This window comes from Sulfitobacter sp. KMM 9851 (assembly GCF_057178245.1).
Window position 1 is genome coordinate 1078119 of sequence record NZ_CM169991.1, and the last position, 26360, is coordinate 1104478.

Below are 26360 nucleotides of genomic sequence, written 5' to 3' on the forward strand. Positions count from 1 at the left end.
GCGATGTGCGGTAATGAATAGCGCAATCTGAAGCAAAATTTTGCTATGTAGCCTCAAACATCCAACTCCTCCACAAACTGCGCGTTCTGCTGAATATACTCGAACCGCAATTCCGGCTTTTTGCCCATCAAACGCTCCACCAGATCGCTGGTTTCGCCCGGCGTATCCTCGTCCACGGTCACGCGGATCAGTTTGCGGCTGGCGGGGTCCATGGTGGTTTCTTTCAAATCCTTCGCGTCCATCTCGCCCAGACCTTTGAATCGGCTGACGTCGATCTTGCCCTTGCCGCCGATGCCTTTCTCAAGCCACATGTTTTTCTCTTCCTCATCAATGCAATAGACCCGTTTGGCCCCCTGGGTCAGGCGGAACAGCGGCGGGCAGGCGAGGTAGAGGTGGCCTGCATCGATCAGCGGGCGCATTTGGGTAAAGAAGAACGTCATCAGCAGCGCCGCGATATGGGCGCCGTCGACGTCGGCGTCGGTCATGATGATGATCTTGTCATAGCGCAGGTCATCAAGGTTGAATTTCGTGCCCATGCCGACGCCAAGGGCCTCGCATAGATCGGATATTTCGGCGTTGGTGGTCAGCTTGCCAGAGGCGGCGCCGAGCACGTTCAGGATCTTGCCCTTGAGCGGCAGCAGCGCCTGGGTGTTGCGGTTGCGCGCGCCCTTGCCAGAGCCGCCCGCTGAGTCACCCTCGACGATGAACAGCTCTGTGCCTTCGCGGGTCTTGCTGGTGCAGTCGGTCAGCTTGCCGGGCAGGCGCAGTTTCTTGGTGGCGGTCTTGCGTTGGGTTTCTTTTTCCTGACGGCGGCGCAGGCGTTCTTCGGCGCGCAGGACAAGGAAATCAAGGATCGCGCCTGCGGATTTGGTGTCGGCGGCCAGCCAGTTGTCAAAGTGGTCGCGCACGGCGTTTTCGACCAGACGGGCGGCCTCGGTCGTGGCAAGGCGGTCTTTGGTTTGGCCGACAAATTCCGGTTCGCGGATAAAGCAGGAGACCAGTGCGCAGCCGCCGGTGATCAGGTCTTCGCGGGTGATGTCCTTGGCCTTGCGATTGCTGGCCAGTTCGCCGTAGGCGCGGATGCCTTTGAGGATCGCAGCCCAAAAGCCGCCCTCATGGGTGCCGCCTTCTGGGGTGGGGACAGTGTTACAGTAAGACTGGATGAAGCCGTCGCGGGCGGGCGTCCAGTTGATGGCCCATTCGACCTTGCCCGGCACGCCAAAGCGTTCCTGAAATTCGACTGTGCCCGCGAATGGGTTTTCGGCGTATGTGGTTGATTTACCTAGGGTTTCGCGCAGGTAGTCGGCCAGGCCGCCGGGGAAGTGAAAGGTCGCCTCGGTCGGGGTTTCGCCGTCGTTAATCTCGGTTTTCCAGCGGATTTCGACGCCGGAGAAGAGGTAGGCCTTGGAGCGGACCATGGCCAGCAGGCGCGCGGGTTTGAAGCGGTGGGCGCCAAAGATTTGTTCGTCGGCGTGGAAGGTGACGGTGGTGCCGCGCCGGTTGGGGGCAGCACCGATTTTGCGCACCGGCCCTTGCGGGATGCCGCGCGAGAAGCTTTGTTCAAACAGTTCTTTGTTGCGCGCGACTTGGACCACCATGCTGTCGCTGAGGGCGTTGACCACGGATGCGCCGACGCCGTGCAGACCGCCCGAGGTTTCATAGGCCTTGCCCGAGAATTTACCGCCCGCGTGCAGGGTACACAGGATGACTTCGAGCGCGGATTTGTCGGGGAATTTCGGGTGCGGGTCGATCGGGATGCCGCGGCCATTGTCGCGGATGGTGACGGAGTAATCCGCGTTCAGCTCGACCTCGATCCGCGTGGCGTGGCCTGCGACCGCTTCGTCCATGGAGTTGTCGAGCACTTCGGCGACAAGGTGGTGCAGGGCGCGTTCATCGGTGCCGCCGATGTACATGCCGGGGCGTTTACGGACGGGTTCCAGCCCTTCCAGCACTTCGATGGAGGAGGCGTCGTAGTCTGTGGGTTCCTGGCCGGACAGAAGATCGGTCATGCGGGTGCTGCTCTTTCTTTTGATTGGCGCTATTTTGACAGGCGCGCGCGCCGGGGGCAATCGGCTGAATGGCGCAGAGAGGTGTATTTGTCAGCCGTGTTGTCCGATGGCGGCCCAGTCCAGGATCGCGCGCGCCACTTCTTTCGGCTTTTGGTGGTGCAGCCAGTGATCCGCGCCTGCGATCTGCACGCGGGTCAGATCGGGGGCGAAGGATTCGAGGTTCTCGGTGCTTTCGGGCAGCAGAGCCGTATCATCCGCGCCCCAGATCAGCAGATGTGGGCAGCGGATTTGCAGTTTCTCGACCGGATAGTCCGGCAGATCGGTGATTGGGACACCGGGGTCGGCCACCCGCAGCGGCGACGCGCGATACCAGTTGATCATGGCGCACAGCCGTCCCGGACGCGCCCATTCGGTGCGGTAGGCGCACAGGCGGTCAGGGGTGAGCCAGCCCAAGTCCATATTGGCCGAGAACAGGGCCAAAAGCCGGGCAAAATCATCCTGAGCGAGGTGGTTTTCTGATCCGTCGCGGCGCAGGGCGGTGATGTATTGCGATGCGGCAGTTTGCGCCCCGCCCGCCGCCATGGCGCGTTGAAACGGCACGGGATGTACCCCGTTGAGGATGATCAGTCGCGTGACCAGATCGGGGCGGAACATCGCCAGGGCATAGCCAACGGATGCGCCCCAATCGTGGGCCAGCACGGTCAGGGGCGCATCGCCGATCAGCGCGGCCATATCGGCCACCAGATGACCCATGGCATAGGGGGCGACCCCCTCGGGCGCGCTGCTTTGGCCATAGCCGCGCTGGTCTGGGGCGATGCAGTGAAAGCGGTGGCAAAGAAGCGGGGCCAGATCGGCCCACGCGCCGCCGTATTCTGGAAAACCGTGCAGCATGAGAAGCTTGGGCAGGGCCTCATCGCCCCAATGGCGGACAAAGATGTGCTGGTCGTTAATCTGGCGTGTTTCGGTGCGGGTGGGCTGCATGGCGTTCCTCCGGTGCGGGCAGTTTTGCTGCTGGGGAAGGCGCTGGCAAGGGCTACATCAGGTCGGGCAAGGTGGTCTTGAGGTGGTCGAACACATGGCGCAGGCGCGGTGTGCGGGCCTGATCCTCGTGCATGACCAGCCAGGCGGGCATCTGGAAGGCCATATCGGGCAGGGCGCGCCGCAGGCCCAGACGCGCGGCCAGCTTGACCTGACAAAAGCCAAGCCCGAAGCCCGCCTGAATATGGGTGATCTGGGTCAGCGGGTCATCGCAGCGCAGCACCACGTTCTGCGGCAGAGGCAGGCCAAAGCGGGCCATGGCAGGGGCGATGATGCCTTCGCGATCGTCGAGGATCATGGGCATGTCGCCCAGCGCGCAGGCCCTGTCCGGCAGCGCCACACCGGGGGCGGCAAACAGGCCCACCGCCACATCGGGCAGTCGTTGCGCGATCAAGGTTTGCTGCGCAGGGGCGGTAAATCGCAGGGCAATGTCAGCGGCGCGGCGTGCGAGGTTTTCGGGGCGGTCGGTGGCGGCAATTTCAAACCGAAGCCCCGGCGCGCTGTCACGCAGCGGGGCAAGGGCGAGCGGAAAGACATGGGCGGCGGCGACGCGGCTCGTGGTCAGGCGGACTACGCCCGCCAATGTGTCGCGACGGGCCGAGGCAGCGCGGTGCAGCGCGGCGGCTTCGTCCAGCACCGATTGCGCCATGGGCAGCAGGTCGTGGGCCACGTCGGTCGGGGTCAGCCCATTGGCGGCGCGGGTGAATAGCGCGGTGTTCAATTCGGCCTCAAGCGCGTCGATATGGCGGCGCACGGTGGGCTGGGCAAGAGACAATGCGCGGGCGGCCCCGGACAGGCTGCCGTGGGTCATGACGGCGGCAAAGGACGGGATATAGTCGAGTGAGGCAAAAGGGCTGCTCATCAAAGTATGATAGCTGGTGATACGCTTTTGGACAATTTATTTCAGGTGAGGATTGGGGGAAGCTTGGCGCGAACATCTGCAAAAGGAGAGGTGACGTGACATATTTCAACGCCAGCCCGCAACGGGTGACGCTTCAGGTGGAGGGCGCTGCGATCGCGGCGCTGGCGCTGCTGGCCTATGGTCAGATTGGTTTTGGCTGGGGGGCGGCGGCGCTGTTGGCGCTGGCGCCCGATCTGTTCATGCTGGGCTATCTCGGCGGCAGGCGCCGGGGGGCCGCGCTTTATAATCTTGGCCACAGTTACCTGATGCCGCTTGCCCTCTGGGGTGCCGCCGACCTGCTGGGCGCCCCGGCGGCGCAGGCGGTGGCGCTGATCTGGGTGGCGCATATCGGGGTGGACCGCGCGCTTGGCTATGGGTTGAAGTACCGCGATGGTTTTAAATCCACACATCTGGGCCGGGTGTAGCAGTGGGGGAAAACCGTACTTTCCCTTTTGAATGCCCGGGCGTAAGGCTGGGCGATGCAGATGACGAACAAAAATCATGTCAGGGCGATCCTGACGCTGGGGCTGCCGCTGATTGGCGGGCATTTGGGGCAGATGGCCATCGGGGTGACCGATACGGTCATGCTGGGCTGGTACGGGGTCGAGGCGCTGGCCGCCGTTGTGCTGGCGAGCACCTTTTTCTTTGTGCTTTTCATCTTTGGATCAGGTTTTGCCTTTGCCGTGATGCCGCTGGTTGCGTCCTACGCCGCCGAAGATGACGAGGTGGGCGTGCGCCGTGCTACGCGCATGGGGTTGTGGCTGTCGCTGGGCTTTGGCGTGATCGCGCTGCCTGCGATGCTGTGGTCCGCCCCCATATTGACGCTTCTTGGGCAGGGGCCGGAGCTGGCCGCGATGGCGGGGCAGTATCTGGCGATTGCAGGCTGGGGCATCGTGCCCGCACTGCTTGTCATGGTGATCAAATCTTATCTCGCTGCGCTGGAGCGGACGCAGATCGTGTTGTGGATCACATTGCTGGCGGCACTGGTCAACGGGCTGGCGAATTACGCGCTGATCTTTGGCAACTGGGGCGCGCCGGAAATGGGTGTGGCGGGGGCGGCGATTGCGTCGGTCGCAACGCAGCTCGTGGCGCTGGTGGGGGTGGTGATCTATGTTCTGGTGGCGCTGCCGCAGCATCATCTGTTTCAGCGCATCTGGCGGGTCGATCCGCAGATGCTGGTCCGCGTCTTCACGCTGGGCCTGCCAATCGGACTTACCACGCTGAGCGAAGTGGGGCTGTTTGCGGCCTCTGCGATGATGATGGGATGGCTGGGGACAATCCCGCTGGCGGCCCATGGTATCGCGGTCCAACTCGCCTCGATCACCTTTATGGTGCACCTGGGGTTAAGCAACGTGGCCACGATCCGGGCCGGCAACGCCTACGGGCGGCGCGATGTGCCGCATATGGCACGCGGCGCGTTGATCGTGATGGTGATGTCGCTGGTCTTTGCCGCCGTGACGGTGGTCGGCTTTGTCGGCTGGCCCGAGCCGATGATCTCGCTCTTTATGCAGCGCGATGAACCGGCGCGCGCGGATATTCTGGCGGTGGGCGTCGGTCTGTTGGTCATGGCGGCGCTGTTTCAACTGGTCGATGGCGCGCAGGCGATTGCGCTGGGCGTCCTGCGCGGGGTGCAGGACACCAAGGTGCCGATGGTGCTGGCCGCGATCAGCTATTGGGCCATCGGCGTGCCATGCTCGTACCTGCTGGGGTTTACCTATGGGTTTGGCGGCATTGGGGTCTGGTCGGGGCTGGTGATCGGCCTCGGCGTCGCCGCCGTGTTGCTTAACGCCCGCTTTTGGGGCGTGACGATCAAAGCCCTCGCGCGCTGAACTTTTCGCTTTTTCGGGTCAAAAATACCCTCGGGGCCTTGGGGCAGAGCCCCAACGCGCCCGCAGGGCGCCATGCAGACTCAAAAACCGGATCAGTCCCGCGTCAACCGATCCGATTTCTTGCGCACCAGCGTGCTGCGCAGATCATGCATGGCCAGCAGCAGCCCGTCGGTCACGGCGTCAAGCTGTTCGTCGGTGGCTTTCGATTGCACCCACTGCGTTGTGAGATTCAGGTAATCCACCGCGCGGTAGATATCGTCGATATCGCGGTGCGCCAATATTTGCAGGCGGGTCTCCATCCAGGTGCGGATTTCGGTCAGGTCGGCGTCAGACAGGGTGCGGTCGCCCTGGGGCTTGATCTCGCCGTTGCGGATGTTGACGACGGCGATCTGGTCCATCTCGATCCGGCGCTGGCGGTTTTCGGTATCTAGTCGAAACACCGCCGCACCGTTGTCGCGCACCCTGAAATAATAGTCCGGTAGCTCGCCTGCCATCAGTTCTTGCCCTTCACGTCAGCCCGGCACAGAAAGTCTGGATGCGGGTGCATGCCTCTTTCAGTGCCGTGTCAGAGGTAGCGTAGCTGACGCGGAAATTGGGTGAAAGGCCGAATGCCGCGCCAAAGACAACGGCGACGCCGGTTTCTTCCAGCAGGGCGGTGGCAAAGGTCTCGTCATCCGTGATCTTGGTGCCCGCCGCCGAGGTCTTGCCGATCAGCCCGGCGATGGAGGGGTAGACGTAGAACGCGCCTTCGGGGGTTGGGCAGGTCACGCCGGGGATGGCGTTCAGCATCTCGACCACCAGATTACGGCGGCGCACGAACATGGCGTTGTTTTCGGGGATGTAATCCTGCGTGCCATTGAGCGCCTCGACCGCCGCCCATTGGCTGACCGTGCAGGGATTTGAGGTGCTTTGCGACTGGACCTTGCGCATGGCGCCGATCAGTTTTTCCGGCCCCGCGGCATAGCCGATGCGCCAGCCGGTCATGGCATAGGCTTTGGACACACCATTGGTGGTCAGTGTGCGGTCATACAGCGCCGGTTCCACCTCGGCTGGGGTGCAAAATTCGAACCCGTCGTAGCACAGGTGTTCGTACATATCGTCGCTCATCACCCAGACATGCGGATGGCGCATCAGCACATCGGTCAGCGCCTTCAGTTCCGCGCGGCTATAGCCCGCCCCGGTGGGGTTGGAGGGCGAGTTAAAGATGAACCATTTGGTCTTGGGCGTGATCGCCGCCTCAAGCGCCTCTGGCGTCAGTTTGAAATCATTTTCCAGCGTTGCGGGTGCTATGACCGGGGTGCCACCGGCCAGCAGAACCATGTCGGGATAACTGACCCAATAGGGGGCGGGGATCACCACCTCTTCGCCGGGGTTCATGGTGGCCATCAGCGCGTTATAGAGGATCTGCTTGCCACCCGTACCGACACTGACCTGCGCGGGGGTGTACTCCAGACCGTTGTCGCGCTTGAATTTGGCGCAGATCGCCTGTTTCAGTTCTGCAATCCCGTCCACAGCGGTATATTTTGTTTTGCCGGCCGTGATGGCGGCAATGGCTGCGTCCTTGATATTCTGGGGCGTATCGAAATCCGGCTCACCGGCGCCAAGGCCGATAATATCGCGCCCGGCGGCCTTGAGTTCGGCGGCTTTGGTTGTCACGGCGATGGTGGGCGATGGTTTGACGCGGGTCAGGGTCGCGGACAGCAGTTCCATTTTGGCCTCGAGTTGCTTATGAGTACGCACACACTCATAGGGGTCACCCCCGCACCCGACAAGAGCGAAGGGTGTCAGGTAGGAGACGATACGATGAATGATGATGTAGACTGGTATGGCCCGGATGCGGCCACCTTTGGCGACCGCGTGGCCGCAGCGCGTGAACAATCGGGGATGACACAAGCAATGTTGGCCAAGCGGCTGGGCGTGCGCGTGGCCACCTTGCGCGGCTGGGAGGAAGACCTGTCTGAACCACGCGCCAACCGGCTGTCGATGCTGGCGGGGCTGCTGAACGTGTCGATGATGTGGCTGATCAATGGAGAAGGCGAAGGCGTCGATGCGCCCGATGAAGCCGTAGCCGCAAACGACGATCTGGTTCATATCCTGTCTGAAATTCGTGCCGTGCGCACGGATTCTACTGAAGAAAGCCGAAACCATGGGCCGCCTTGAGAAAAGGCTGCGCCGCGTCCTGACGGAGCCTGTCGATGCCTGACGCCGAATCCCAAGCCCACCAGATCAAGCGGTTGCACATGCGGTCGATGCGGCGTGGCATCAAAGAGATGGACCTGATCCTGTCGGCCTATGCCGGCGACCGCCTGGCGGGCATGGATGCGGCGGGTCTGGCGCTGTATGATGAGATGCTGAATGAGAATGACCACGACCTGTATCTATGGGTCAGCGGACAGGCCGCAGGGCCAGAGAAATATGCCGCCTTGGTCGCCGATATTCGGGGGCATCTGACGCCGATTGCGCGCTGAGCCGGCGGGTTTAACGAAATATTCTGATTTTTTCGCCAGTTTCCGGGTCAAGATGATTGAGTCGGAGAAACTGAATGACCATTCAAGACCCCGCTGCCCAGCCTTTGGTGATCAAAGGTTTCATGGTCGGCTACCTAGAGGCGCTGTCGCTGGTTGAACGGCTGCACCGCCTGCTGCTGGATGTGATCAAGGATGAGTTCGAGCGCGTAGGCGTGCTCGAGATCAACGCGGTGCAGGCGCTGCTTTTGTTCAACATCGGCGACAACGAGGTCACCGCCGGCGAATTGAAAAGCCGGGGGTACTATCAGGGCAGCAACGTCAGCTATAATCTGAAAAAGCTGGTCGAGATGGGGTATATGCACCATCAGCGCTGCGAGATCGACCGCCGATCGGTGCGTGTGCGCCTGACAGAAGATGGCCGTTATATTCGCGATGTGGTTGCGGAACTGTTCGCCCGTCACGCTGATGGGCTGGAAAACAAGGGCGTGCTGGGTGATGCCGGGATCGTGGATATCACCAGCTCACTCAAGCGGATGGAACGCTATTGGACCGATCAAATCCGTTATATCTACTGATAAACAGGTGGCCGGGTGCCGCCCTGTTGTGACAGCACCAGACCGTCCAGTTCGCGCAGCAGCTTTTCCGTCATCGCGCGGGCATAGTCAGTGAACCCCAGTGCGGTCTGCACAAATGCCTCTGGCCCCAGGATCACCTCGGCGCGGTAATAGGCAGACAGATCTGTGATCTCGGTCTGGCGAATGTCACCGATGGCAGGGTCGATGGTGCCGATCACCAGCCCATTAATGGTGATGCCCGCCGCCAAGGTGGGGCTGACATCGCGCGGGCGCGGGCCAAGGTTTGATTTGCCGTCCCCCGAGATATCCAACGTATGTTTTCGGCACTCCGGACGCTGCGCCAGAAAGGCGGCCCCGGCCATCATGGCGTGACCAAGAGCGGTGCCGGGGCTGGTCACGCGCCGTTCAGTCTGGCGCAGGGTCGTGACGGCATCACGCAGGGTTGTGGCATCGGTGATGGCGCGCCATGGCAGCAGGACGGCCAGATCATCTACGCCACTCCATTCATAGACCATCAATTGCACCGGATTGCCCGGCTGCGCCAGAAGTGCGTCCTGCACACGCGGGTCTTCTAATGCGGCGGCGAGGCCCGACAGTTGCAGCCGATATTCCCGCGCATCGACTGAACCAGAGACATCCAGCCCCAAGGCGAGCGCCTGACGACACTGGGCCTGCGCCATGGGCGCGAGGCAGGCAAGCACCAGCGCAAGGGCGCAGCGCCGGATCATCCCTCGGGCCGTGCCCGGAGTGGCAGCGCGCCGATGGCCTTGGGCGACACCTCGCGGATCAGCTTGCGGCGGAAGGCGCGTTCGTAGTCTTCAAACCCGGACGCGATTTCCATGAAGGCGCCCGGCCCATGAAGTACCTCGTTGCGGTAAAAGTCGATGAGGCCCAGCTCGCCTTCGAAATCGGCGGCATTGACCACCAGCCCGTTCACCGTCACGTCGGCAAAGGCAAATTCGCGGTAGGCGGTCTGGGGGCCGAAACCTTCGTTGTTCTGGCCGTCGCCTGCCATATCAAGTGTCTGCGCCGTGCACCCCGGCGCGCGGGCCAGCATCGCGGCGCCGTAGCCCAGCGCGTAGCCCATAGCGGTCGGAAATTCGGTGTGGCTTCGCCTGCTGGTCGCCACGATCTCGGCGGCGCTGATCAGGTCGGCGGGGGTGTCGATCACGGTCCAATCCAACACGACCTGCTGGTTATAGCGGCCAGACCATTCGTATATTGCCAGCGCCACCGGAACATCGGCGGCAAAAAAGGCATCGGCCACATCGGGGTGGGTCAGTGCGGCCACGACGCCGCCGCGCTGAAGCCGGTCTTCGGCGGGATCAACCGAACTGGAGATATCCAGCGCCAATACCAGCGCCAGACGGCACCCCTGCGCCGCAGCGGGCCATGGCAGCGCAATGAGCGCGGCCAGTCCCAATGCGGCGAGGGGGGCGGATCTTACCAATGTCCGGTGTTTTCCATGCTGGCCCAGGGTTCTGCCGGGGGCAGATCGTCGCCCTCTTGCAGCAATTCGACCGAGATATTATCGGGCGAGCGGACAAAGGCCATGTGACCGTCCCGCGGAGGGCGGTTGATGGTAACGCCATTGTCCATCAGAGTTTGGCAGGCTTCGTAAATGTTATCAACGCGGTAGGCGAGGTGGCCGAAGTGGCGGCTGTCGCTGGGCAGGCCATCGTCGCCGTCCCAGTTATAGGTCAGTTCCACATCTGCGGTGCCATCGGCCTGACCCGGAGGGCACAGAAACACCAGCGTAAAGCGGCCCTTGTCGTTTTCCATGCGGTGCCGTTCGACCAGACCCAGCAATTTGTAAAATGCGATGGATTTTTCCAGGTCTTTCACGCGCACCATGGTGTGCAGATATTTGATCGGCATGTCGGTTCCTTTGTATTGTGGATTGCCTCGATACCTAGCATGTCAGGACGACGTTGCCAGCATCTGTCAGAATTTTGACTGCACGCCGAGCGAGACCGCCAGTTCGCGGGTGTCAAAGCGGCTGACGTTGGAAAACTTGCGCCCGGTGCTGATCTGAACGGTGGGGGCAAAACCGGCGTAATCGACATCGGGGAAGAACAGGCTCACGTTGGCATAGACGGATTTATCCTGACGCCCGCCCGGCACAGCAAACAGGGCGACGTAGTCGGGGTAGTCGGAATAGCCCAACACGACCCCGGCCGACACCCGCGCGGGGCCAATCATATCGCCAAAGGCATAGCGAGCGCCCAGGGTGGCAGCGCCTGTGCGGGCATTGCGAAAGTCGCTATCGGTGTGTTGCAGGTTCAGCGTAAAGGACAGCCGGTCACCGTTTTCCAGCCCGCGCTGCACCCCGGCTTGCACGGCCAAGACATTGGAATCCATAAAAGAAGACACCGCAGAGTGGCGCATTTCAACCGACGCGCCAAGGCTGACTTTGGTGGTGTCGCCCAGGCGCCAGTTATGGTTCGCCTCAAACTTGGCAAAGTCATAACTGCGATCCCCGCCGGACCAGAACTGCCCCAATGATACGTCCAGTTCGGCCGAATTTCCCTGCGCGCCGACGGCGAATATGTGGTTCAGGTTCAGCGCGCCATAGGTGCTGGCAAAATCGCTGTTGCTGCTGGTGGGGGCCTGCGCGCGGGCATCTGAATCCAGCGCCACCCGTTTGTGATAGAACCGCGCGCCAAGTTCGGTGCGGCTGCGTTTGTCGCCGCGCAACCGATAGCTTAGGCTGGCGTCGATGTGGCCAACGATGCCCGACAGCGCCTGCGCGTCACCGCTCAGAAAGCCGGTAAAGGGCAGGCCGTCGATGATCTGCACGGCGGTATCGGCGCCGTTGTTGACGTTGTTGGAGGGACGCAAACCGCCACGGATCGAAAAGGACAACGGGTTTTCTGCGCGCACGCGGGCAAAATCGCGGCCGAGTTGGGTTTCGATCTGTTTGGTGGGGGCATTTTGCACGGCGCGGCGCAGCCAGAGCTGGGTCGCGGTGGGGCGTTTTTCGGCATAGGAGATGCGGGCGGCAAATTCGGCGGCTTCGAACCGTTGCGGCGCGCTTTCTGCCAGTCGATACGCACGCCGTGCGGCGCGCCTTGCCTGTGGATGGCGGCCCATCTGGCCCTCGGCACGGGCAAGAGTGTAATAGGCGAAGGGAGACTTGGGATCGGCCTTTATCAGCCCGAACGACAGGTGCCGCGCCAGTTGCGGTTGGCCAGACGCCAATGCGCGCACGGCCAGATCACGGACCTGCGGCAAGGTCAGTTCGATTTCGCCCTGAGGGGCGGGGCGGGGCGTGGGTGCATCCTGTCCGCCCGCCAGACCGGGCAAGATGCAGATAACCAGCACTGCCGCAGACCGCGCAGCACCTTTGAAAGGAGTGTTAGAGGCCAAGGCCGTGCCTATGGGACCGGCTGATTACAGACCGGATCGGCACCGGGGGTGCCACATTGTGCCAGCACGAACACACCGTATTCTTCGATGCGATCCAATCCGACGATATGGTCCTCCGCATGGACCACGCCAGCCACTTCGGTCGCGCCATCGCCACCAAAAATCCCGCCGTATTGACCGACCGGCTGGGTGTCCACAGCCGAATCGCCAAAGAAAGTGCCGTCTGCGGCGATGGCCGTCGGGGCCAGATCGAGGTCGGCAACGGCCACCCCGGGCGCGTCAACAATTTGGCGGTTGGTGATCGTGCCATTCACTGTACCATCAGAGAAGCTGGCGTTGATCAGCATGTATCCGGTCACTTCGGCAGCCTGGCTGGGACGGAAACCCGGTGGTGTCGTGGGATCGACCGGCGTCAGGTCGCCGCCATCGCCAGCCACGTTCAGCAGTCCGACGTAGTTGCCTGCATAACTTACCAGCCCACCGTCATCCTCCGATCCGGGTTCAACCGGAGCGGTATAGCTGGTGTTGGAATAGGCGCCGCCCGCAAAGAAATAGCTGAACTGGCCGCCGGTTACGGCGATTGCTGCGCGGGTGCCGCGAATGTCGCGGACATAGGCCGTCGAGTGACGGTCGAGCGATCCATCCTGGGCGGTGAAGGCTTCGTAGCCGCCACGGTCAAGGCCGGGGCGGCGGCGGTAGGTTTCTTCGAACGGGCCATCTTCGAGGTCGACGCCCCGGATTGTCAGGGTCGGCCCGCCTGTAGCATTGGGATTATAGGTGAAACTGTCGAGATTTTTTGCAAGGGCTTCGGGAATGGCGGCGGCGCCACCGCTGCCATCCGTCGGCGTTTCCGTGCCGCCACCAAAAGGGGGTGTGCCACTGCAGGCACCGAGGCTAAATGCGAGGGCGAGGCCCATCCAAACACGTGTCACGATTATCTGCCCTCAAATTATCTTTGTTTCCGGCACAGTTTCAAACCGGGCGTCACATTGTCAACGATCATGGCGGGGGGGCGCAGACTTCACGCAAAAGTGCTACCGAAAAACAATACCGTATTTAGTCGGGGTGGGGGTGGGTTGCGCAAATCTTGTGGTACGCCGCAAGATACCTTTGATCGGCGTCGTTTGACCCGCATCCGGCGCGCGTGTCTGTTGCCGGCTCGCAGGTGGTTGAGGCGGGGCGTCAGGGCGGGTATGTCAGGGACAAGGTCACGGCCACAGGCCGTCGCAGAGGGGAATGTGATGCAACAATATCTGGACGCCTTACAGACGGTTCTGGACCAGGGGGTCAGGTCAACCGACCGCACGGGAACGGGCACGATATCGCATTTTGGTCTGCAATGCCGCTATCCGATGGCGGATGGATTTCCACTGGTCACCACCAAGAAATTGCATTTGAAATCCATCGTGCACGAACTTCTTTGGTTTCTCGCCGGGGATACGAATATCAAGTATCTCAAGGACAACGGGGTTTCCATCTGGAACGAGTGGGCCGATGAAAATGGTGATCTGGGTCCTGTTTACGGTCATCAGTGGCGGCGGTTTCCCAGCCTTGGCGAAGCCGTGGCGCAGCCCGACGGGGGGGCGCTGTACATGGCTGAAAGCGTTGATCAGATTGAGAAACTCGTCGCCGCCATTCGCGCAACGCCGGACAGCCGCCGGTTGATCGTATCGGCCTGGAACCCCGGTGAAGTCGACCAGATGGCGCTGCCGCCCTGTCATACGCTGTGGCAGGTCCGCATTGCAGGCGGCAAGCTGCATTTGCAGCTTTATCAACGCTCCGCCGACATGTTTCTGGGCGTACCTTTCAACATCGCCTCTTACGCGCTGCTGCTGGAAATGCTGGCACATGTCACGGGCTATGCGCCGGGGGATTTTGTGCATTCAATTGGGGATGCGCATATCTATTCCAACCATCTGGAGCAGGTAGACACGCAATTGGCACGCCAGCCAAAGCCGCTGCCAAGGTTACGGATCACGCGGCAGGTCGCGTCAATTTTTGATTTCAAGTTCGAGGATTTCGAGTTTGAAGGCTATGATCCTGATCCGGCGATCAAAGCGCCGGTGGCGGTGTAATATGCTGACATTGATCGTAGCACGGGCGCAAAACGGCGCCATCGGCAAGGACAATCAAATCCCATGGTCGCTGCCCGAAGACCTGGCGTTTTTCCAACGCGAGACGACCGGGGGCGCGATCATCATGGGGCGGTTGACATGGGAAAGCCTGCCCTACAAGCCATTGAAAAACAGGCTGAATTGCGTGGTGTCACGCAGTGATATCGCGGATGTCGCCACGTTTCGCGACCCACGTGATGCCTTGGCGCATTGTGCAGAGGCGGGGCATCGACGGGTTTACGGCATTGGTGGTGCGGGCATCTACCGCGCGATGCTGCCGCTGGCGGATCGGCTTTTGGTGACCGAAGTAGAAACTGAGGTCGCCGAGGCGGATGCGTTTTTTCCGGCCTTTGATCCGGCGGAGTGGGTGGATATCGGGCAGTTGGCGTTGCGCACCGAAGGGCCGCGCGCGGTGGCGCATGAATGGATGCGCCGACGCTAGAGCAGCCCCATTGACTTGCGCGGCGCGCCGGGCAGACTGCGCATATGTTCACACTTGCCGCACCTCCTGCCGGGTTTGTCGATGACCCGTTTCCACATTACGATCAATTGCTGGCCGAAACGCCGGTATTGGCGCAGCCCGACGGGTCTGTCCTGCTGTGCCGCCATGCAGATCTAAACGTGATCTACCGCGATACCGATCTCTATATCTCTGACAAGAAACAGGCATTTGCGCCGAAATTCGGGCCGGGAAGCCCGTTGTTCGAGCATCACACCACAAGTCTGGTGTTCAACGATCCGCCGCTGCACACCCGCGTGCGGCGTATTATGACATCGGCACTGACCCCCAAGGCGTTGGCGCGGATGGAACCGGGGCTGATCGCCACGGTGGATCATCTGCTGGATGGGTTGCCACCAAAAGCGGATCTGATCGAAGACTTTGCCAGTTCAATCCCGATCCAGATCATCGGCAATCTGCTGGATATCCCGATGGCAGAGCGCGGCCCCTTGCGGGACTGGTCACTGGCCATCCTCGGCGCGCTGGAACCGGTGTTGGACGATGCGCAACTACAGCGCGGCCATGTGGCGGTGGCGGAGTTCAAAGCCTATCTGCAAGACCTTGTTGCCCGTAGGCGGGCAGCGCCGGGCGACCCGGAAACGGATGTTCTGACCCGGCTGATCATGGGCGATGACAGCGGCCAGCTCAGCGAGATTGAGTTGATCCAGAACTGTATCTTCATTTTGAACGCGGGCCATGAGACGACCACCAATCTGATCGGCAGTGCGCTGGCCTTGCTGCATGATTTCCCGGCGCAGAAGGCACGGTTGCAGGCCAACGCGGCGCTGCTGAACCCGTGTATCGAAGAAGTGTTGCGGTTTCGGTCGCCCAACCAGTTCGGCAACCGCGAAGTCACTGCGGATGTGACGTTTGGCGATCTGCGCGTTGCCCGGGGCAGCACGCTGCACCTGTGCATCGGTGCCGCCAACCGAGACCCGGATGTGTTTGATAACCCAACGGAATTTGACATCTCCCGCCATCCGAACCGGCATCTCGCTTTTGCCGGGGGGCCGCACGTCTGTGTCGGGCTGACGCTGGCGCGGATGGAAGGGCGGATTGCGGTGCAGCGGTTTCTAGAGCGCTATCCAGATTATCAGATTACGTCGGGCAGGCAGGGCGGTGGGCGCATCCGCTTTCACGGCTTTGCGCAACTGCCTGCAATCCTTAATGGCTGACGCGGGCGCGCAGGTCTGCGACGAGTTGCTGATTTTCACTTTCCCAGCGTTTGAAGCGGGTGAAGGCGAGGTTGGACGTTGTGCTGCGGTCCTGGCTGCTGGCGGGAGGCGGTAGATCGGTGACAAAGTGTGACTTCACCGCGTTATAGTGCCCCATGCAGGCGGCCACCTCGGCCGCGGTCAGCGGGCGTAGGGCGGCGGCGTGATCACAGGCATAGTATACGGCCAAGAGGCGCAGAAATTCTGACATGGCAAGTTTCCTCTGATAAACTTTCAAAGGGTAGTCACATTAGGTTTTTGAATTTCTTAAACCGCCGCACGTGGCATCCGGCGCATTTGGCGCAAAAACGCTGGACTTGGCCCGGATGGCTGGGCAAGGTTGGTGCAATCAAATTTATTGGTACGAAGAAACGAGGGATATTATGCATTTGAAATCAGTGGTTACCGCCGGATTTGGCCTGCTGGCCGCGAACCTGCTACCTGGGCAGGCGGCAGCGGATGTAAAAATCTACTCCTATTCTACCAGCGCAAATTATTGCCCAGCCGGATCGCAGCCGATCACCATTTCTGGGGTCATCTGCTGCGGAACACCCAACCAGTCCATGAGCTATCAACAGGTGAAATCGGCGCCCGCGCCGCGTGTCCGCCGGGTGAAACAGCGCCGCTCGGCGCGCCCGACATGCCAGATCGGGACAAAGGGATGTACCTTCGACTGATCGGCGATCATTTTCGCGAGTTGAAAACCCGGTGTCTGTCGACGCCGGGTTTTTTGTCTTCACAACAGTTTTAGATCGGTCGCAATCTGGCGGCCGTCGCGCCCTTCGGCCAAGTCAAAACTGACCTTTTGATCATCGGTCAGCCCGGTCAAGCCAGAGCTTTCGATTGCTGAGATATGTACAAATACGTCAGTGCCGCCGCCTTCCGGGGCAATAAAGCCGTAGCCTTTGGTAGTGTTAAACCATTTCACGGTGCCTGTTGGCATGATATCCGCGCCTCCTTTGTCTTTGACGTGCCTGCCAGAGGCAGGGTGGCCACATGTGCACAGGGCACCAGGGTCGCCACAGGAAAAAAGATTGCGCAGGAGGTTGAAAAATCAAGCGATTCATGGCGAGCCTTTTCAAGAATTTGCCTGCGGGTTTTGGAATGAGGTGGGGATATGCAGATTTACGGACTTAAGAATTGCGATACCTGCCGCAAGGCGATCAAGGCGTTGCCAGACGCCGCGTTGGTTGACGTGCGCCAAGACGGGGTGCCTGACGCCGTGCTGACGGCGGCCTGGGATAAGTATGGTGCGGCCTTGCTCAACACGCGGTCAACGACGTGGCGGGGGCTGGACGATGCCGCCCGCGCTGAGGCGCCCCTGACGTTGATCAAGGCGCATCCGGCGCTGATGAAGCGGCCCCTGATCGTCGTCGAAGATCAGATTTTTCTAGGTTGGAACAAAGAGGTAGAGGGCGATCTTAAGGTATTGCTTTAATGCCGTATCACCCGTGCGCTGGCTTGAGCGCGCGGTCAAATGACAGCGGGCCGGCACCTTTGATCACCAATGCGATGAGCAAAAAGATCCACAGCGCGCGCTGATCCAATATGGTGCCGTCCGCAAAGCGATCGAACCAGGTACCAAGCGCATCCCACTGGCCGTGGCCGTAAATATCGGTCAGCGATTGCAGAAAGACAAAGCCGATCATACCCAGTGCAGCAAGGCGCGTGAGCAGGCCCAGCACAATCAGGGTGGGTAGAATGAACTCTGCCAGTGTGCCGGCCACAACCATTCCCCAATGCAGCACGCCCATGGCGTCACTGTCATAACCCACGGCCTCAAAGGTTTTGGGGAAAATTTGCGCATAGGCCCCAGCCGAAGGGGTAAGAATGCCCAGCAGGCCATCGCCCAGCTTTGTCATGCCGGAATTGAGGAAGTAGATCAGCAGAACCGCAGCAAACACCAGCCGCGCCAGCGTCGGGATCACCCAATCGAGCGCGCCAAGACGGGCGGTTGTGTTTGCATAAGCTTGAAAAAGCGTAGTCATTTCAATTCCTTGTCAGTAACGGCGACAATCGCATGGGTGGTCAGGGCAAGGGTCAGGCAAGTGCCAAGATCGAAGTCGGGCATTTTGGCCAAGGTTGCATCGTGGGCGGTGTCGATGCTGTGACCCGCGGCCAGATGATCCAGCCAGTCGGCCGCGCCGGGGGGCAACGGATGGGGCTGGGGATCAAATTCGGGACGGGTGATCAGGACGTCCTGCGCAACAGCACGCGGTTTGGGCGCCTCGGGCTGATGGTTGAACCGCCAAATATCATAAAGCGGCCAGTTTGAGCGGATCGTTCGCACCGACGGGGCCAAGATGACGCGGGAGGCCAGCAGCTTGGCGTGCGGCAGCGATTGAAGCTGTGACAGATCAAGCGGCGGCGCATCGGAGGCGTGGTAGGCGGCGCGCATCGCCAGATCAAGGCGTGCGGCATCGTCAAGGTAGCCGATGTGAGAAAGGGGCGCAAAGCCTGCCAGAAAGTCAGGAAATTCAACGCCATAGTGCATCATCATAGGCGATTTTGGCGGGTGGTCGCGGACATAAAGCGGCGCCAGATTGGCGAGGTTCTGATCGCCGATCAGTTTTCGGACCAGTGGAAAGGCTGTTGTGAGGGCCTCGATCAGGGACTGGGTGACATTGTTGCGATAGACGGCATACCGCGCCGTTGCAGGGGTACCCTTTGGCCCAATCAGCCCGTCCGGCACCGGGCGACCCGCGTCGAGCAAGCCCGCCCGAAAGTCAGCCTGTCGCGTCATAGGGCCATGACCTGCGCTGCGCGCGCGGCCTCGTCGCGCAAAACGGGCCAATCGGGCACGTCGTTGTCCCATTCAACCAACACCGGCTTTGGCCCGGTTTGTGCCAATGTATACCCCAGTAAATCCCAGACAGGATCGACGACCGGCTTGCCATGGCTGTCGATCAGCAGCGGCGCACCGTTTTCATCGGTATCGTGATCATGGCCACCCACATGTAATTCGCCGACATGGTCGGTCGGGAAGGCATCAATATAGGCCTGCGTCGACATCCCAAGGTTTGTCGCTGAGATGAAGACATTATTGACATCAAGCAAGAGACCGCAGGAAGTTCGGTGTATAACTTCTGCTAAAAAGTCAGTTTCGGATAAGTCAGATTCGACAAAGGCGAGGTAGCTAGAGGGGTTTTCCAGAAGCATTTGGCGGCCCAACGTGTTCTGAACCTGATCAATATGTTCTGCCACCAGCGCCAGCGTATTTTTGGTATAGGGCAGGGGCAGCAGATCGTTAAGATACTCCGCCCCATGGGTGGACCAGGCCAGATGTTCGGAAAAGCTTGCTGGTTGCATCCGGTCGCAAAGCTGTTTCAATCGGGCAAGGTGGTCCCGGTTCAGCGGGCCTTGGCCACCGATGGACAGGCCAACGCCGTGGATCGACAGGGCAAAGCGTTCTGACAGGGCATTCAACTGCGCCTGCGGGCGACCGCCGTCGCCCATGTAATTCTCGGCATGGACCTCGACCCATTCAACTGGGCCCGCGTCTTGCATCAACGCATTGAAATGTTGCGGCTTATAGCCAACGCCGGGGGCGTTGGGCAGGGCGTTGAACTGATGTGGGGTGTCGCGCATGGGGGCCTCCGGCATGTTGCGGGGCGCGGGGTGTCTCAGGCGGGGAGCGCCTGAGACAATTGGGATCACGCTGGCAGATCGCGCGGCAGCGCTTCGAGCGAGCCTTGGCGCGCTGTGCCGTCGGCCATTACAGGCAGGTCGATTTCGGTGCAGGTGCCTGCATCGACTAATGTCCATGCGTTGCCCTGATAATCCTTGACCGAGGTACCTGCGCAGGTGGTGCCTGGACCGGCGGCGCAATCATTGGCCCCTGCCAGCGACACGCCATAACATTTCTCTTTCGAGGCGGCCTGCGCAGTGGTGGTCTGGGCGGCCATCGCGGCGGCAACGGCACCGGCGATTGCAACGGTCTTCATAGTCGTGGACATATCAATCTTCCTTCTTAAATCAGGGTAAAACGATGATGGCATCACTAAAGCATTGCCTGACTTCAAATGCCATTCACGAGCCAGTGTGTCACATTCGCGTTAGAAATCACGCGAAAAATTCTGGAAAAACCCGCGCGTTGACGGGGTCCCGTGGTTGTTTGTTACAAATTCCGGCGTCAGGGGACGCGCGTTGTTTCACGGCGCGGCCCCTGATTTTACAATTGTTACAGCAAATCCGGCGGCGTCGCTTCGCGGCCGAGCTGTACTGTCATTTCTGCCAGCGACTGCACCGAGGTCTGCTTTTCGCCCAAGCGACGAACAGAGACGGTTTTTTCTTCGACTTCGCGGGCGCCGACGGCCAGGATCACCGGCACTTTACCGACCGAATGTTCACGAACTTTGTAGTTGATCTTTTCGTTACGCATGTCCGCCTCGGCGCGCACACCAGCAGCCTTGAGCGTTTCGACCACCTCGGCCACGTAGTCGTCTGCCTCGGAGGTGATCGAAGCGACAACCACCTGACGCGGGGCCAGCCAGAAAGGCAGTTTGCCAGCGTGTTCTTCGATCAGGATACCGATGAAACGCTCAAAGCTGCCTAAGGTTGCACGGTGCAGCATGACGGGGCGGTGTTTGTTGCCATCGGCACCGATATAGGTCGCGTCCAGCCGTTCGGGCAGTACGAAATCGACCTGATGTGTCCCGCACTGCCAGTCGCGTCCAATGGCATCGGTCAGAACGAACTCGAGCTTGGGGCCATAGAAAGCACCTTCGCCGGGGTTCAGTTCAGGCTCAATCCCTGCCGCGCGTGTGGCCGAGAGTAGGGCGGCTTCGGCCTTGTCCCAGACCTCATCCGACCCGGCACGCTTTTCCGGGCGGTCAGAGAATTTGACCTTGAAGTTTTCAAACCCAAGATCGCGGTAAATCTCGCTTAGGAACTCGATGAACTTGGCGGTTTCGACCTCGATCTGATCCTCGGCGCAGAAGATGTGGCCGTCATCTTGGGTAAAGCCGCGCACCCGCATGATGCCGTGCAGCGCACCCGAGGGTTCGTAGCGGTTGCACGACCCGAATTCGGCCATGCGCAGCGGCAGATCGCGGTACGATTTCAGACCCTGATTGAAAATCTGCACGTGGCAGGGGCAGTTCATCGGCTTGAGCGCATTGACGGCCTTTTCACGGGCATGTTCCTCATCCACTTCGACGATGAACATGTGATCTTGATACTTTTCCCAGTGACCGGAGGCTTCCCAGAGTTTGCGGTCAACGACCTGCGGGGTGTTTACCTCGACATAGCCGCCTTTGCGTTGCTGGCGGCGCATGTAATCTTGCAACTGGGTATAGATCGACCAGCCGTTGGGGTGCCAAAAGACCTGACCGGGCGCTTCTTCTTGCATGTGAAACAGGTTCATCTCGCGGCCCAGCTTGCGGTGGTCGCGTTTGGCGGCCTCTTCGAGCATGTTAAGATGCGCGCGCAGCTTTTCCTTGCCAGTAAAGGCCACGCCGTAGATGCGTTGCAACATCGCGCGGCTGCTGTCACCGCGCCAATAGGCACCGGCGATGGACATCAGCTTGAACGCGTCGCCCGGCACTTGGCCGGTATGTTGCAGGTGCGGGCCACGGCACAGATCCTGCCAGTCGCCGTGCCAATACATGCGCAGCGGCTCATCACCTGGGATGGAATTGATCAACTCGACCTTATAGGGCTCATTCAGGTCTTCGTAGTGTTTGATCGCGCGGGGGCGGTCCCAGACTTCGGTGCGCACGGCATCACGGGCGTTGATGATGTCTTTCATCTTTTTCTCGATCGCGCCGAGGTCTTCTGGGGTGAAGGGCTCTTTGCGGTCAAAATCGTAGTACCAGCCGTCTTTGATCACCGGGCCGATGGTCACCTTGGTGTCGGGCCATAGGTCCTGCACAGCGCGGGCCATGATATGCGCAAGGTCGTGGCGCACCAGTTCATTGGCCTGCGGTTCATCCGCCATGGTGTGAATGGCGATTTGCGCGTCGCCGTCGATGGGCCATGCCAGATCAAAATGGGCGCCGTTCACAGTGGCGCTGATGGCCTTTTTGCCCAGCGATTTTGAGATGTCGTTCGCCACCTCGCCAGCGGTGATACCGGCGTCATATTGGCGGCTGTTGCCATCGGGGAAAGTAAGGGAGACTTGGGCCATCTGGGGCACTCCTCGTCGGTTTGGCGCCCACGAGACGCCCGGTTGCGGGTTTGGTTCAAGGCGGTGTTTGGCGGGGACGCGCGCCCTTGTCAATCTTTGGCCGCGCGACCGGGGTTAAGTGTCGTAGTTTGGGAACAGCCGGGGCGGGACGTGTCGGGGTATGAATGGTTGAGGATCCAGCGCGGCGGTCTATCTTGGGCCAGTACGTTGCGGCGAAAGGATAAAAGATGCAGGACAAGTTGGCGGAACATGCGTTTGATCGGATTTCCGGGCGCGATGACCCTGCAGAAGGATTGAGTGACGCCGCACAGGACGCCGAAGCGCGCAATGGTTTGCGCCATGTGTTTTCCTTGTCGATGACCAAGGTGGCGGATGGGCTGATTGACCCCAAGCTGGTCCTGGCGTGGCTGCTGACTGCGCTGGGGGCCCCGGCCGTGTTTGCCGGTGCTCTGGTGCCGATCCGCGAGGCGGGATCGTTGTTGCCGCAGATATTGCTGGCCGGATGGGTTCAGCGCATGGCGCGGCGCAAATGGGCCTGGGTCTGGGGCAGTGCGGGCCAAGGGGCGGCGGCGGCGCTGGTTGTTCTGGCCGGGATGTCGCTCAGCGGGGCGGCGGCGGGGGTTGCGATCTGCGGCGCCTTGGCGGTACTGGCGCTGTGCCGCGCGGCCTGTTCGGTGTCGTACAAGGACATCCTGGGTAAAACCGTCGGCCAAGCCCGCCGTGGGTCGGTCACCGGCTTGGCCGGGTCCGTTGCGGCCTTGGGTGTCGTGGTCTTTGCCCTGCTGCTGATCTCTGGGTTGTTCGAAAGCCGCACGGTGGTGCTGGCGGCGATTGCGCTGGCGGCGGCACTCTGGGCGTCGGCGGCGATGTTGTTTTCGCGCGTAGAAGAGGAGCCAAGCACCGACGCGCAGCGCACCGGCGTCGATTTCGGCCTGTTGCGGGGCAACCGCGACCTGTGGCTGTTCATTCTGGTGCGCGGGCTGTTGGTGTCGACCGCGCTGGCGCCGCCCTATCTGGTGATCCTTGCAGGGCAGGCCGGGGCCGATGGTTTGGGGCAGTTGGGGGCGCTGGTGTTGGCGTCGGCCTGCGCGTCTTTCGCCAGTTCTTATGTCTGGGGGCGGCTGTCGGATAGATCAAGCCGCTGGGTATTGATCCTGACAGGGATCGTCGGCGCGGTGGCGATGCTGGCCGGGCTCGGCCTTTGGGCGCTGGGGCTGGCGCAACAGGTCTGGGCGATGCCTGCGGTGTTATTTGTGCTGATGATTGCCTATCACGGCGTGCGGCAGGGGCGATCGATTTATCTGGTTGATATGGCCCCGGCAGAACAGCGGGCGGCCTATACGGCGGTGAGCAATACGGTCATTGGCGTGCTGTTGCTGATGGCTGGTGTGCTGGGCGGCGGAGCGGCGTTGATCGGGCCGCAGGTGACTTTGGCCCTTTTTGCCGTGATGGCGCTGGCTGCGGCGCTGACCGCGCGCTGGTTGCCAGAGGTCGGTGAGGCCGCCGAGCGGTGACTTGCCCTTGGCCCCGCCCGCGCGCATGATCGCCGCAAAGACGGAGATCATATGACACAAGCGACATTCATCGAGACCGCGCAGGGGCGGCGCATTGCGTATCATTTTACGCCGGGGCAAGGCCCCTGTGTCGTGTTTCTGGGCGGGCTGAAATCCGATATGATGGGCACCAAAGCGGTGTATCTGGAGGACTGGGCGCGCGCCGAGGGACGCGCATTTTTGCGGTTTGACTATTCGGGGCATGGCGAATCGTCAGGCACCTTTACAGAAGGCTGTATCGGCGATTGGGCCGAGGACACGCGCGCGGCCGTGACGGCCCTGACGCAAGGGCCGCTGGTGATTGTCGGATCGTCGATGGGCGGCTGGCAGGCGCTGTTGCTGGCGCGGGCGATGCCAGAGCGGATCGCCGGGCTGGTCGGGATCGCGGCGGCACCGGATTTCACCGAAGATGGGTATTGGGCAAATTTTAGCGATGCCCAAAAGCAGACGTTGGCCGAGGCGGGGCAGGTGGAGTTGCCGTCAGACTATATGGACCCTTATGTGATCACCCGCCGGATGATCGAGGATGGCCGCAATCAGCTGGTGTTGCGCACGCCGCTTACTCTGCCGTTCCCGGTGCGATTCCTGCAAGGCACGGCGGACACGGCCGTGAGCGTTGCGACGGCGGTGCGCCTATTGGAACATGCCAGCGGCTCGGACATGCAGTTACGGCTGGTTAAGGATGCGGATCACCGGTTTTCGGATGGGCCTTGTCTGGATTTGATTGTTGAGGCGATAGGTGAAGTATCACCTGTAATGGATTGATATTATGGAACAACGAATATCACTGGTAACGCTGGGGGCACGAGATTCAGACGCGCTGGCAGCGTTTTATGACGCATTGGGTTGGGCGCGGGTGGACAGCCCGGATGGGGTGATTGCCTATGATCTTCTGGGCCAATGCCTGGGCATTTACCCGATTGGGAAACTGGCAGAAGACATCGGCGTGCCGGTAGACTCGCTTGGGCATGGGGCGGCAACCTATGCGTATAACGTCAGGGGAAAAGATGATGTCGCAGCCGTCTTGGCCCAGGCTGAAGCGGCGGGGGGGCGTATTTTGCGCCCAGCAAGCGATGTGTTCTGGGGCGGGCACATCGGCTATTTTTCGGACCCCGAAGGCCATATCTGGGAGGTGGCGTATAACCCGTTTTCGCCCCTAGGACCGGATGGTGCCTTTCGTTGGAATGGCCACCCCTGATGCGCAAACCGGCCAGCATGTGGAGCCTTGAGACATTGGGCCGCGTGCGGTTGTCGCAGCATTTCTACATGCGGGATTTTCTGTATTCCGAGATTTCGGCGTTTCACGGGGTGCCGAATGTGCCGACCAATCCCGACCTCGTGATCGAGAATGGTCGGGCCTTTTGCACCGCGCTATTGGACCCGCTGGAGGAGACTTTTGGTCGGATTGCGGTGCGGTCGGGCTATCGGTCGCCGGAGCTGAACCGCTATGGCAACGAGAACCGGCTGAACTGCGCGCGCAACGACAACCCGGTCGAGTGCCATATCTGGGACCGTGACAGCGGCGAGACTGCCATCGCAGGGGCGAGCATCGTGGTGCCGTGGTTTGCCGATCAATATGACAAGGGGCGCGATTGGCGCGATCTGGCGTGGTGGATACATGATCATCTGCCCTATTCAGAGCAGTGGTACTTCCCCAAGCTGTCAGCGCTGAACCTTGTGTGGCGGCCCCGGCCCCTGCGCACGATCTCAAGCTATATCGCGCCAAAGGGCATGTTGTTGCGCGCAGGCATGACGCCGGATGAACCATTGCCGCAACGCCAAGCCCGCTACCGTGATTTTCCGCCGCTGCGCGGCATCGCCTATCCGTCGGCGCCGTGATGTTGCACGATGCAATCGCCGTGATATAGATAAGGCCGACGGGCCGTTGGGTACATGATGAAATGTTTTGAAATCAATAGGATGTGCCGCAATGGCTGAACCGCTGGTCCTGCTGCCGGGGATGATGTGTGATGCGCGGCTGTTTGGGCCGCAGATCGCGGAAATGTCGGCGGATACTGCCGTGATGGTGGCGCCCATAACGCAGGGCGAACGGATCGAAGAGATTGCATCAGGCTTGCTGGATCAACTGCCGGCGCGCTTTGCCCTTGCGGGGTTGAGCATGGGTGGCATCGTGGCGATGGAGTTGCTGCGCCGCGCGCCTGATCGGATCACACGGATCGCGCTGATGGACACCAACCCGCTGGCCGAAACCCCGGTGATCGCCGCCAACCGTGAACCGCAGATCGTCAAGGCGCGGTCGGGGCGGTTGGGCGAGGTGATGCGGGAAGAGATGAAACCGTCCTATCTGGCACCGGGGCCGCAGCGCAATGACGTATTGGCCTTGGTGATGGATATGGCTGAAACGCTGGGGCCGGAGGTGTTTATTCGCCAATCCCGCGCCTTGCAGCGCCGCCGGGATCAACAGGCGACGTTGCGGCGCTGCAAGGTGCCGACCTTGATCTTATGTGGCGAACATGATGCGCTGTGCCCGGTAAAGCGCCATTCATTTATGGCGGAGCTGATCCCCTATGCAAAGCTGGTGGTGCTGGCTGATGCTGGGCATCTGCCAACGCTGGAGCAACCCGGGGCCACGACGGCGGCGCTGCGTGACTGGATGAAGCAGCCGCTTGTTCTGCAATAGCGCGGTACGCGCTTGTTGCACGG

At 61.0% G+C, this 26360-nt stretch carries 31 protein-coding genes and 1 pseudogene; 15 read left to right on the forward strand and 17 right to left on the reverse strand.

The genetic code is table 11. The features are described from left to right. Positions 1-53: 53 nt before the first annotated feature. The 3 genes from parE to AC1965_RS05325 all read right to left on the reverse strand — a co-directional run bounded on the left by parE (position 54) and on the right by AC1965_RS05325 (position 3909). The gene (gene parE, locus AC1965_RS05315; protein WP_483886245.1) at positions 54-2009 is read right to left on the reverse strand and encodes a DNA topoisomerase IV subunit B; all 1956 of its coding nucleotides are present in this window, start codon (positions 2007-2009) and stop codon (positions 54-56) included. Positions 2010-2099: 90 nt separating this feature from the next. Beyond that, positions 2100-2990 (reverse strand): alpha/beta fold hydrolase, encoded by an 891-nt coding sequence (locus AC1965_RS05320; protein ID WP_483886246.1) that lies wholly within the window; start codon positions 2988-2990, stop codon positions 2100-2102. A 52-nt stretch (positions 2991-3042) separates the two neighbouring features. After that, positions 3043-3909 (reverse strand): LysR family transcriptional regulator, encoded by an 867-nt coding sequence (locus tag AC1965_RS05325; protein ID WP_483886247.1) that lies wholly within the window; start codon positions 3907-3909, stop codon positions 3043-3045. A 95-nt stretch (positions 3910-4004) separates the two neighbouring features. Here AC1965_RS05325 and AC1965_RS05330 point away from each other — a divergent pair, with 95 nt between their 5' ends. Together AC1965_RS05330 and AC1965_RS05335 are read left to right on the forward strand one after the other, a co-directional pair. After that, positions 4005-4373 (forward strand): DUF4260 domain-containing protein, encoded by a 369-nt coding sequence (locus AC1965_RS05330; RefSeq protein ID WP_483886248.1) that lies wholly within the window; start codon positions 4005-4007, stop codon positions 4371-4373. Positions 4374-4433: 60 nt separating this feature from the next. Continuing rightward, the gene (locus AC1965_RS05335; protein ID WP_483886249.1) at positions 4434-5777 is read left to right on the forward strand and encodes an MATE family efflux transporter; all 1344 of its coding nucleotides are present in this window, start codon (positions 4434-4436) and stop codon (positions 5775-5777) included. Positions 5778-5869: 92 nt separating this feature from the next. Here AC1965_RS05335 and AC1965_RS05340 read toward each other — a convergent pair whose 3' ends face one another. Then, positions 5870-6271, reverse strand: a complete 402-nt coding sequence (locus AC1965_RS05340) for a hypothetical protein (RefSeq protein WP_483886250.1) — start codon at positions 6269-6271, stop codon at positions 5870-5872. Positions 6272-6284: 13 nt separating this feature from the next. Further along, entirely contained in the window at positions 6285-7487 is a 1203-nt protein-coding gene (locus AC1965_RS05345) for a pyridoxal phosphate-dependent aminotransferase (RefSeq protein ID WP_483886251.1), read from the reverse strand. Positions 7488-7580: 93 nt separating this feature from the next. On the opposite strand from AC1965_RS05345, the pseudogene AC1965_RS05350 reads away from it, so the two are divergent. The 3 genes and pseudogenes from AC1965_RS05350 to AC1965_RS05360 all read left to right on the forward strand — a co-directional run bounded on the left by AC1965_RS05350 (position 7581) and on the right by AC1965_RS05360 (position 8820). Continuing rightward, positions 7581-7980 (forward strand): annotated as a pseudogene (locus AC1965_RS05350) (helix-turn-helix domain-containing protein). After that, the gene (locus tag AC1965_RS05355) at positions 7973-8245 is read left to right on the forward strand and encodes a succinate dehydrogenase assembly factor 2 (RefSeq protein WP_483886252.1); all 273 of its coding nucleotides are present in this window, start codon (positions 7973-7975) and stop codon (positions 8243-8245) included. Before AC1965_RS05350 ends, AC1965_RS05355 begins: the two are co-directional and overlap by 8 nt. Before the next feature lie 74 nt (positions 8246-8319). Further along, positions 8320-8820, forward strand: a complete 501-nt coding sequence (locus AC1965_RS05360) for a MarR family winged helix-turn-helix transcriptional regulator (protein WP_483886253.1) — start codon at positions 8320-8322, stop codon at positions 8818-8820. Here the strand turns inward: AC1965_RS05360 and AC1965_RS05365 are convergent. The 5 genes from AC1965_RS05365 to AC1965_RS05385 all read right to left on the reverse strand — a co-directional run bounded on the left by AC1965_RS05365 (position 8814) and on the right by AC1965_RS05385 (position 13121). Continuing rightward, positions 8814-9548: a DUF1194 domain-containing protein gene (locus AC1965_RS05365; RefSeq protein WP_483886254.1), complete on the reverse strand. Its 735-nt coding sequence runs from the start codon at positions 9546-9548 to the stop codon at positions 8814-8816. The two genes, AC1965_RS05360 and AC1965_RS05365, sit on opposite strands and share 7 nt — an antisense overlap. Next, positions 9545-10270 (reverse strand): DUF1194 domain-containing protein, encoded by a 726-nt coding sequence (locus AC1965_RS05370; RefSeq protein ID WP_483886255.1) that lies wholly within the window; start codon positions 10268-10270, stop codon positions 9545-9547. Before AC1965_RS05370 ends, AC1965_RS05365 begins: the two co-directional genes overlap by 4 nt. Next, positions 10264-10698, reverse strand: a complete 435-nt coding sequence (locus tag AC1965_RS05375; protein WP_483886256.1) for a VOC family protein — start codon at positions 10696-10698, stop codon at positions 10264-10266. Before AC1965_RS05375 ends, AC1965_RS05370 begins: the two co-directional genes overlap by 7 nt. A gap of 66 nt (positions 10699-10764) precedes the next feature. Then, positions 10765-12144, reverse strand: coding sequence for a tetratricopeptide repeat protein (locus AC1965_RS05380; RefSeq protein WP_483886257.1), 1380 nt, complete (start codon positions 12142-12144; stop codon positions 10765-10767). A gap of 53 nt (positions 12145-12197) precedes the next feature. Continuing rightward, the gene (locus tag AC1965_RS05385) at positions 12198-13121 is read right to left on the reverse strand and encodes a thymidylate synthase (protein WP_483886258.1); all 924 of its coding nucleotides are present in this window, start codon (positions 13119-13121) and stop codon (positions 12198-12200) included. Between the two features lie 309 nt (positions 13122-13430). On the opposite strand from AC1965_RS05385, the gene AC1965_RS05390 reads away from it, so the two are divergent. The 3 genes from AC1965_RS05390 to AC1965_RS05400 are packed head-to-tail and all read left to right on the forward strand — an operon-like array spanning position 13431 to position 15977. Beyond that, on the forward strand, positions 13431-14264 hold the full coding sequence (locus tag AC1965_RS05390; protein ID WP_483886259.1) for a thymidylate synthase: 834 nt from the start codon (positions 13431-13433) through the stop codon (positions 14262-14264). 1 nt (position 14265) lies between these two features. Next, complete coding sequence (locus AC1965_RS05395; protein ID WP_483886260.1) at positions 14266-14745, forward strand: dihydrofolate reductase; 480 nt, start codon at positions 14266-14268, stop codon at positions 14743-14745. 44 nt (positions 14746-14789) lie between these two features. After that, complete coding sequence (locus tag AC1965_RS05400; protein ID WP_483886261.1) at positions 14790-15977, forward strand: cytochrome P450; 1188 nt, start codon at positions 14790-14792, stop codon at positions 15975-15977. Here AC1965_RS05400 and AC1965_RS05405 read toward each other — a convergent pair. Then, the gene (locus AC1965_RS05405) at positions 15967-16227 is read right to left on the reverse strand and encodes a hypothetical protein (RefSeq protein WP_483886262.1); all 261 of its coding nucleotides are present in this window, start codon (positions 16225-16227) and stop codon (positions 15967-15969) included. The genes AC1965_RS05400 and AC1965_RS05405 overlap by 11 nt on opposite strands. 172 nt (positions 16228-16399) lie before the next feature. Here AC1965_RS05405 and AC1965_RS05410 point away from each other — a divergent pair, with 172 nt between their 5' ends. After that, positions 16400-16693 (forward strand): hypothetical protein, encoded by a 294-nt coding sequence (locus tag AC1965_RS05410; RefSeq protein ID WP_483886263.1) that lies wholly within the window; start codon positions 16400-16402, stop codon positions 16691-16693. 59 nt (positions 16694-16752) lie between these two features. Here the strand turns inward: AC1965_RS05410 and AC1965_RS05415 are convergent, their stop codons facing one another. Next, positions 16753-16959, reverse strand: coding sequence for a cold-shock protein (locus AC1965_RS05415; RefSeq protein ID WP_483886264.1), 207 nt, complete (start codon positions 16957-16959; stop codon positions 16753-16755). 174 nt (positions 16960-17133) lie between these two features. On the opposite strand from AC1965_RS05415, the gene AC1965_RS05420 reads away from it, so the two are divergent. Continuing rightward, on the forward strand, positions 17134-17454 hold the full coding sequence (locus AC1965_RS05420; protein ID WP_483886265.1) for an arsenate reductase family protein: 321 nt from the start codon (positions 17134-17136) through the stop codon (positions 17452-17454). 7 nt (positions 17455-17461) lie between these two features. Here the strand turns inward: AC1965_RS05420 and AC1965_RS05425 are convergent, their stop codons facing one another. The 5 genes from AC1965_RS05425 to thrS form a co-directional block, all read right to left on the reverse strand. Next, the gene (locus AC1965_RS05425; protein ID WP_483886266.1) at positions 17462-18004 is read right to left on the reverse strand and encodes a DoxX family protein; all 543 of its coding nucleotides are present in this window, start codon (positions 18002-18004) and stop codon (positions 17462-17464) included. Next, positions 18001-18759: an HvfC/BufC family peptide modification chaperone gene (locus AC1965_RS05430; protein ID WP_483886267.1), complete on the reverse strand. Its 759-nt coding sequence runs from the start codon at positions 18757-18759 to the stop codon at positions 18001-18003. Before AC1965_RS05430 ends, AC1965_RS05425 begins: the two co-directional genes overlap by 4 nt. After that, positions 18756-19604, reverse strand: coding sequence for an MNIO family bufferin maturase (gene bufB, locus AC1965_RS05435; RefSeq protein WP_483886268.1), 849 nt, complete (start codon positions 19602-19604; stop codon positions 18756-18758). The genes AC1965_RS05430 and bufB overlap by 4 nt, the downstream gene beginning before the upstream one ends. Positions 19605-19669: 65 nt before the next feature. After that, complete coding sequence (locus AC1965_RS05440) at positions 19670-19972, reverse strand: BufA1 family periplasmic bufferin-type metallophore (protein WP_483886269.1); 303 nt, start codon at positions 19970-19972, stop codon at positions 19670-19672. A gap of 224 nt (positions 19973-20196) precedes the next feature. Next, positions 20197-22143, reverse strand: coding sequence for a threonine--tRNA ligase (gene thrS / locus AC1965_RS05445; RefSeq protein WP_483886270.1), 1947 nt, complete (start codon positions 22141-22143; stop codon positions 20197-20199). Positions 22144-22370: 227 nt separating this feature from the next. On the opposite strand from thrS, the gene AC1965_RS05450 reads away from it, so the two are divergent. The 5 genes from AC1965_RS05450 (at position 22371) to AC1965_RS05470 (ending at position 26337) form a co-directional block, all read left to right on the forward strand. Beyond that, entirely contained in the window at positions 22371-23657 is a 1287-nt protein-coding gene (locus AC1965_RS05450) for an MFS transporter (protein ID WP_483886271.1), read from the forward strand. A 51-nt stretch (positions 23658-23708) separates the two neighbouring features. After that, positions 23709-24461, forward strand: a complete 753-nt coding sequence (locus AC1965_RS05455; protein ID WP_483886272.1) for an alpha/beta fold hydrolase — start codon at positions 23709-23711, stop codon at positions 24459-24461. A 4-nt stretch (positions 24462-24465) separates the two neighbouring features. Beyond that, entirely contained in the window at positions 24466-24894 is a 429-nt protein-coding gene (locus AC1965_RS05460; protein WP_483886273.1) for a VOC family protein, read from the forward strand. Between the two features lie 17 nt (positions 24895-24911). Continuing rightward, positions 24912-25535 (forward strand): hypothetical protein, encoded by a 624-nt coding sequence (locus AC1965_RS05465; protein ID WP_483886991.1) that lies wholly within the window; start codon positions 24912-24914, stop codon positions 25533-25535. A gap of 91 nt (positions 25536-25626) precedes the next feature. Then, a complete protein-coding gene (locus AC1965_RS05470) occupies positions 25627-26337 on the forward strand; it encodes an alpha/beta fold hydrolase (protein WP_483886274.1) in 711 nt (236 codons plus the stop codon). Positions 26338-26360: the final 23 nt, after the last annotated feature.

Bases quoted from the DNA above. Each gene is read 5' to 3' on its own strand.
- AC1965_RS05455 (WP_483886272.1), top strand. From the start codon at position 23,709: ATGACACAAGCGACATTCATCGAGACCGCGCAGGGGCGGCGCATTGCG.
- AC1965_RS05450 (WP_483886271.1), top strand. From the start codon at position 22,371: ATGCAGGACAAGTTGGCGGAACATGCGTTTGATCGGATTTCCGGGCGC.
- AC1965_RS05410 (WP_483886263.1), top strand. From the start codon at position 16,400: ATGCATTTGAAATCAGTGGTTACCGCCGGATTTGGCCTGCTGGCCGCG.
- AC1965_RS05340 (WP_483886250.1), bottom strand. From the start codon at position 6,271: ATGGCAGGCGAGCTACCGGACTATTATTTCAGGGTGCGCGACAACGGT.
- thrS (WP_483886270.1), bottom strand. From the start codon at position 22,143: ATGGCCCAAGTCTCCCTTACTTTCCCCGATGGCAACAGCCGCCAATAT.
- AC1965_RS05355 (WP_483886252.1), top strand. From the start codon at position 7,973: ATGCCTGACGCCGAATCCCAAGCCCACCAGATCAAGCGGTTGCACATG.
- AC1965_RS05360 (WP_483886253.1), top strand. From the start codon at position 8,320: ATGACCATTCAAGACCCCGCTGCCCAGCCTTTGGTGATCAAAGGTTTC.
- AC1965_RS05395 (WP_483886260.1), top strand. From the start codon at position 14,266: ATGCTGACATTGATCGTAGCACGGGCGCAAAACGGCGCCATCGGCAAG.
- AC1965_RS05365 (WP_483886254.1), bottom strand. From the start codon at position 9,548: ATGATCCGGCGCTGCGCCCTTGCGCTGGTGCTTGCCTGCCTCGCGCCC.
- AC1965_RS05320 (WP_483886246.1), bottom strand. From the start codon at position 2,990: ATGCAGCCCACCCGCACCGAAACACGCCAGATTAACGACCAGCACATC.
- AC1965_RS05420 (WP_483886265.1), top strand. From the start codon at position 17,134: ATGCAGATTTACGGACTTAAGAATTGCGATACCTGCCGCAAGGCGATC.
- AC1965_RS05415 (WP_483886264.1), bottom strand. From the start codon at position 16,959: ATGCCAACAGGCACCGTGAAATGGTTTAACACTACCAAAGGCTACGGC.
- AC1965_RS05405 (WP_483886262.1), bottom strand. From the start codon at position 16,227: ATGTCAGAATTTCTGCGCCTCTTGGCCGTATACTATGCCTGTGATCAC.
- AC1965_RS05440 (WP_483886269.1), bottom strand. From the start codon at position 19,972: ATGTCCACGACTATGAAGACCGTTGCAATCGCCGGTGCCGTTGCCGCC.
- AC1965_RS05325 (WP_483886247.1), bottom strand. From the start codon at position 3,909: ATGAGCAGCCCTTTTGCCTCACTCGACTATATCCCGTCCTTTGCCGCC.
- AC1965_RS05345 (WP_483886251.1), bottom strand. From the start codon at position 7,487: ATGGAACTGCTGTCCGCGACCCTGACCCGCGTCAAACCATCGCCCACC.
- AC1965_RS05465 (WP_483886991.1), top strand. From the start codon at position 24,912: ATGTGGAGCCTTGAGACATTGGGCCGCGTGCGGTTGTCGCAGCATTTC.
- AC1965_RS05425 (WP_483886266.1), bottom strand. From the start codon at position 18,004: ATGACTACGCTTTTTCAAGCTTATGCAAACACAACCGCCCGTCTTGGC.
- AC1965_RS05430 (WP_483886267.1), bottom strand. From the start codon at position 18,759: ATGACGCGACAGGCTGACTTTCGGGCGGGCTTGCTCGACGCGGGTCGC.
- AC1965_RS05335 (WP_483886249.1), top strand. From the start codon at position 4,434: ATGACGAACAAAAATCATGTCAGGGCGATCCTGACGCTGGGGCTGCCG.
- AC1965_RS05390 (WP_483886259.1), top strand. From the start codon at position 13,431: ATGCAACAATATCTGGACGCCTTACAGACGGTTCTGGACCAGGGGGTC.
- bufB (WP_483886268.1), bottom strand. From the start codon at position 19,604: ATGCGCGACACCCCACATCAGTTCAACGCCCTGCCCAACGCCCCCGGC.
- AC1965_RS05470 (WP_483886274.1), top strand. From the start codon at position 25,627: ATGGCTGAACCGCTGGTCCTGCTGCCGGGGATGATGTGTGATGCGCGG.
- AC1965_RS05375 (WP_483886256.1), bottom strand. From the start codon at position 10,698: ATGCCGATCAAATATCTGCACACCATGGTGCGCGTGAAAGACCTGGAA.
- AC1965_RS05460 (WP_483886273.1), top strand. From the start codon at position 24,466: ATGGAACAACGAATATCACTGGTAACGCTGGGGGCACGAGATTCAGAC.
- parE (WP_483886245.1), bottom strand. From the start codon at position 2,009: ATGACCGATCTTCTGTCCGGCCAGGAACCCACAGACTACGACGCCTCC.
- AC1965_RS05400 (WP_483886261.1), top strand. From the start codon at position 14,790: ATGTTCACACTTGCCGCACCTCCTGCCGGGTTTGTCGATGACCCGTTT.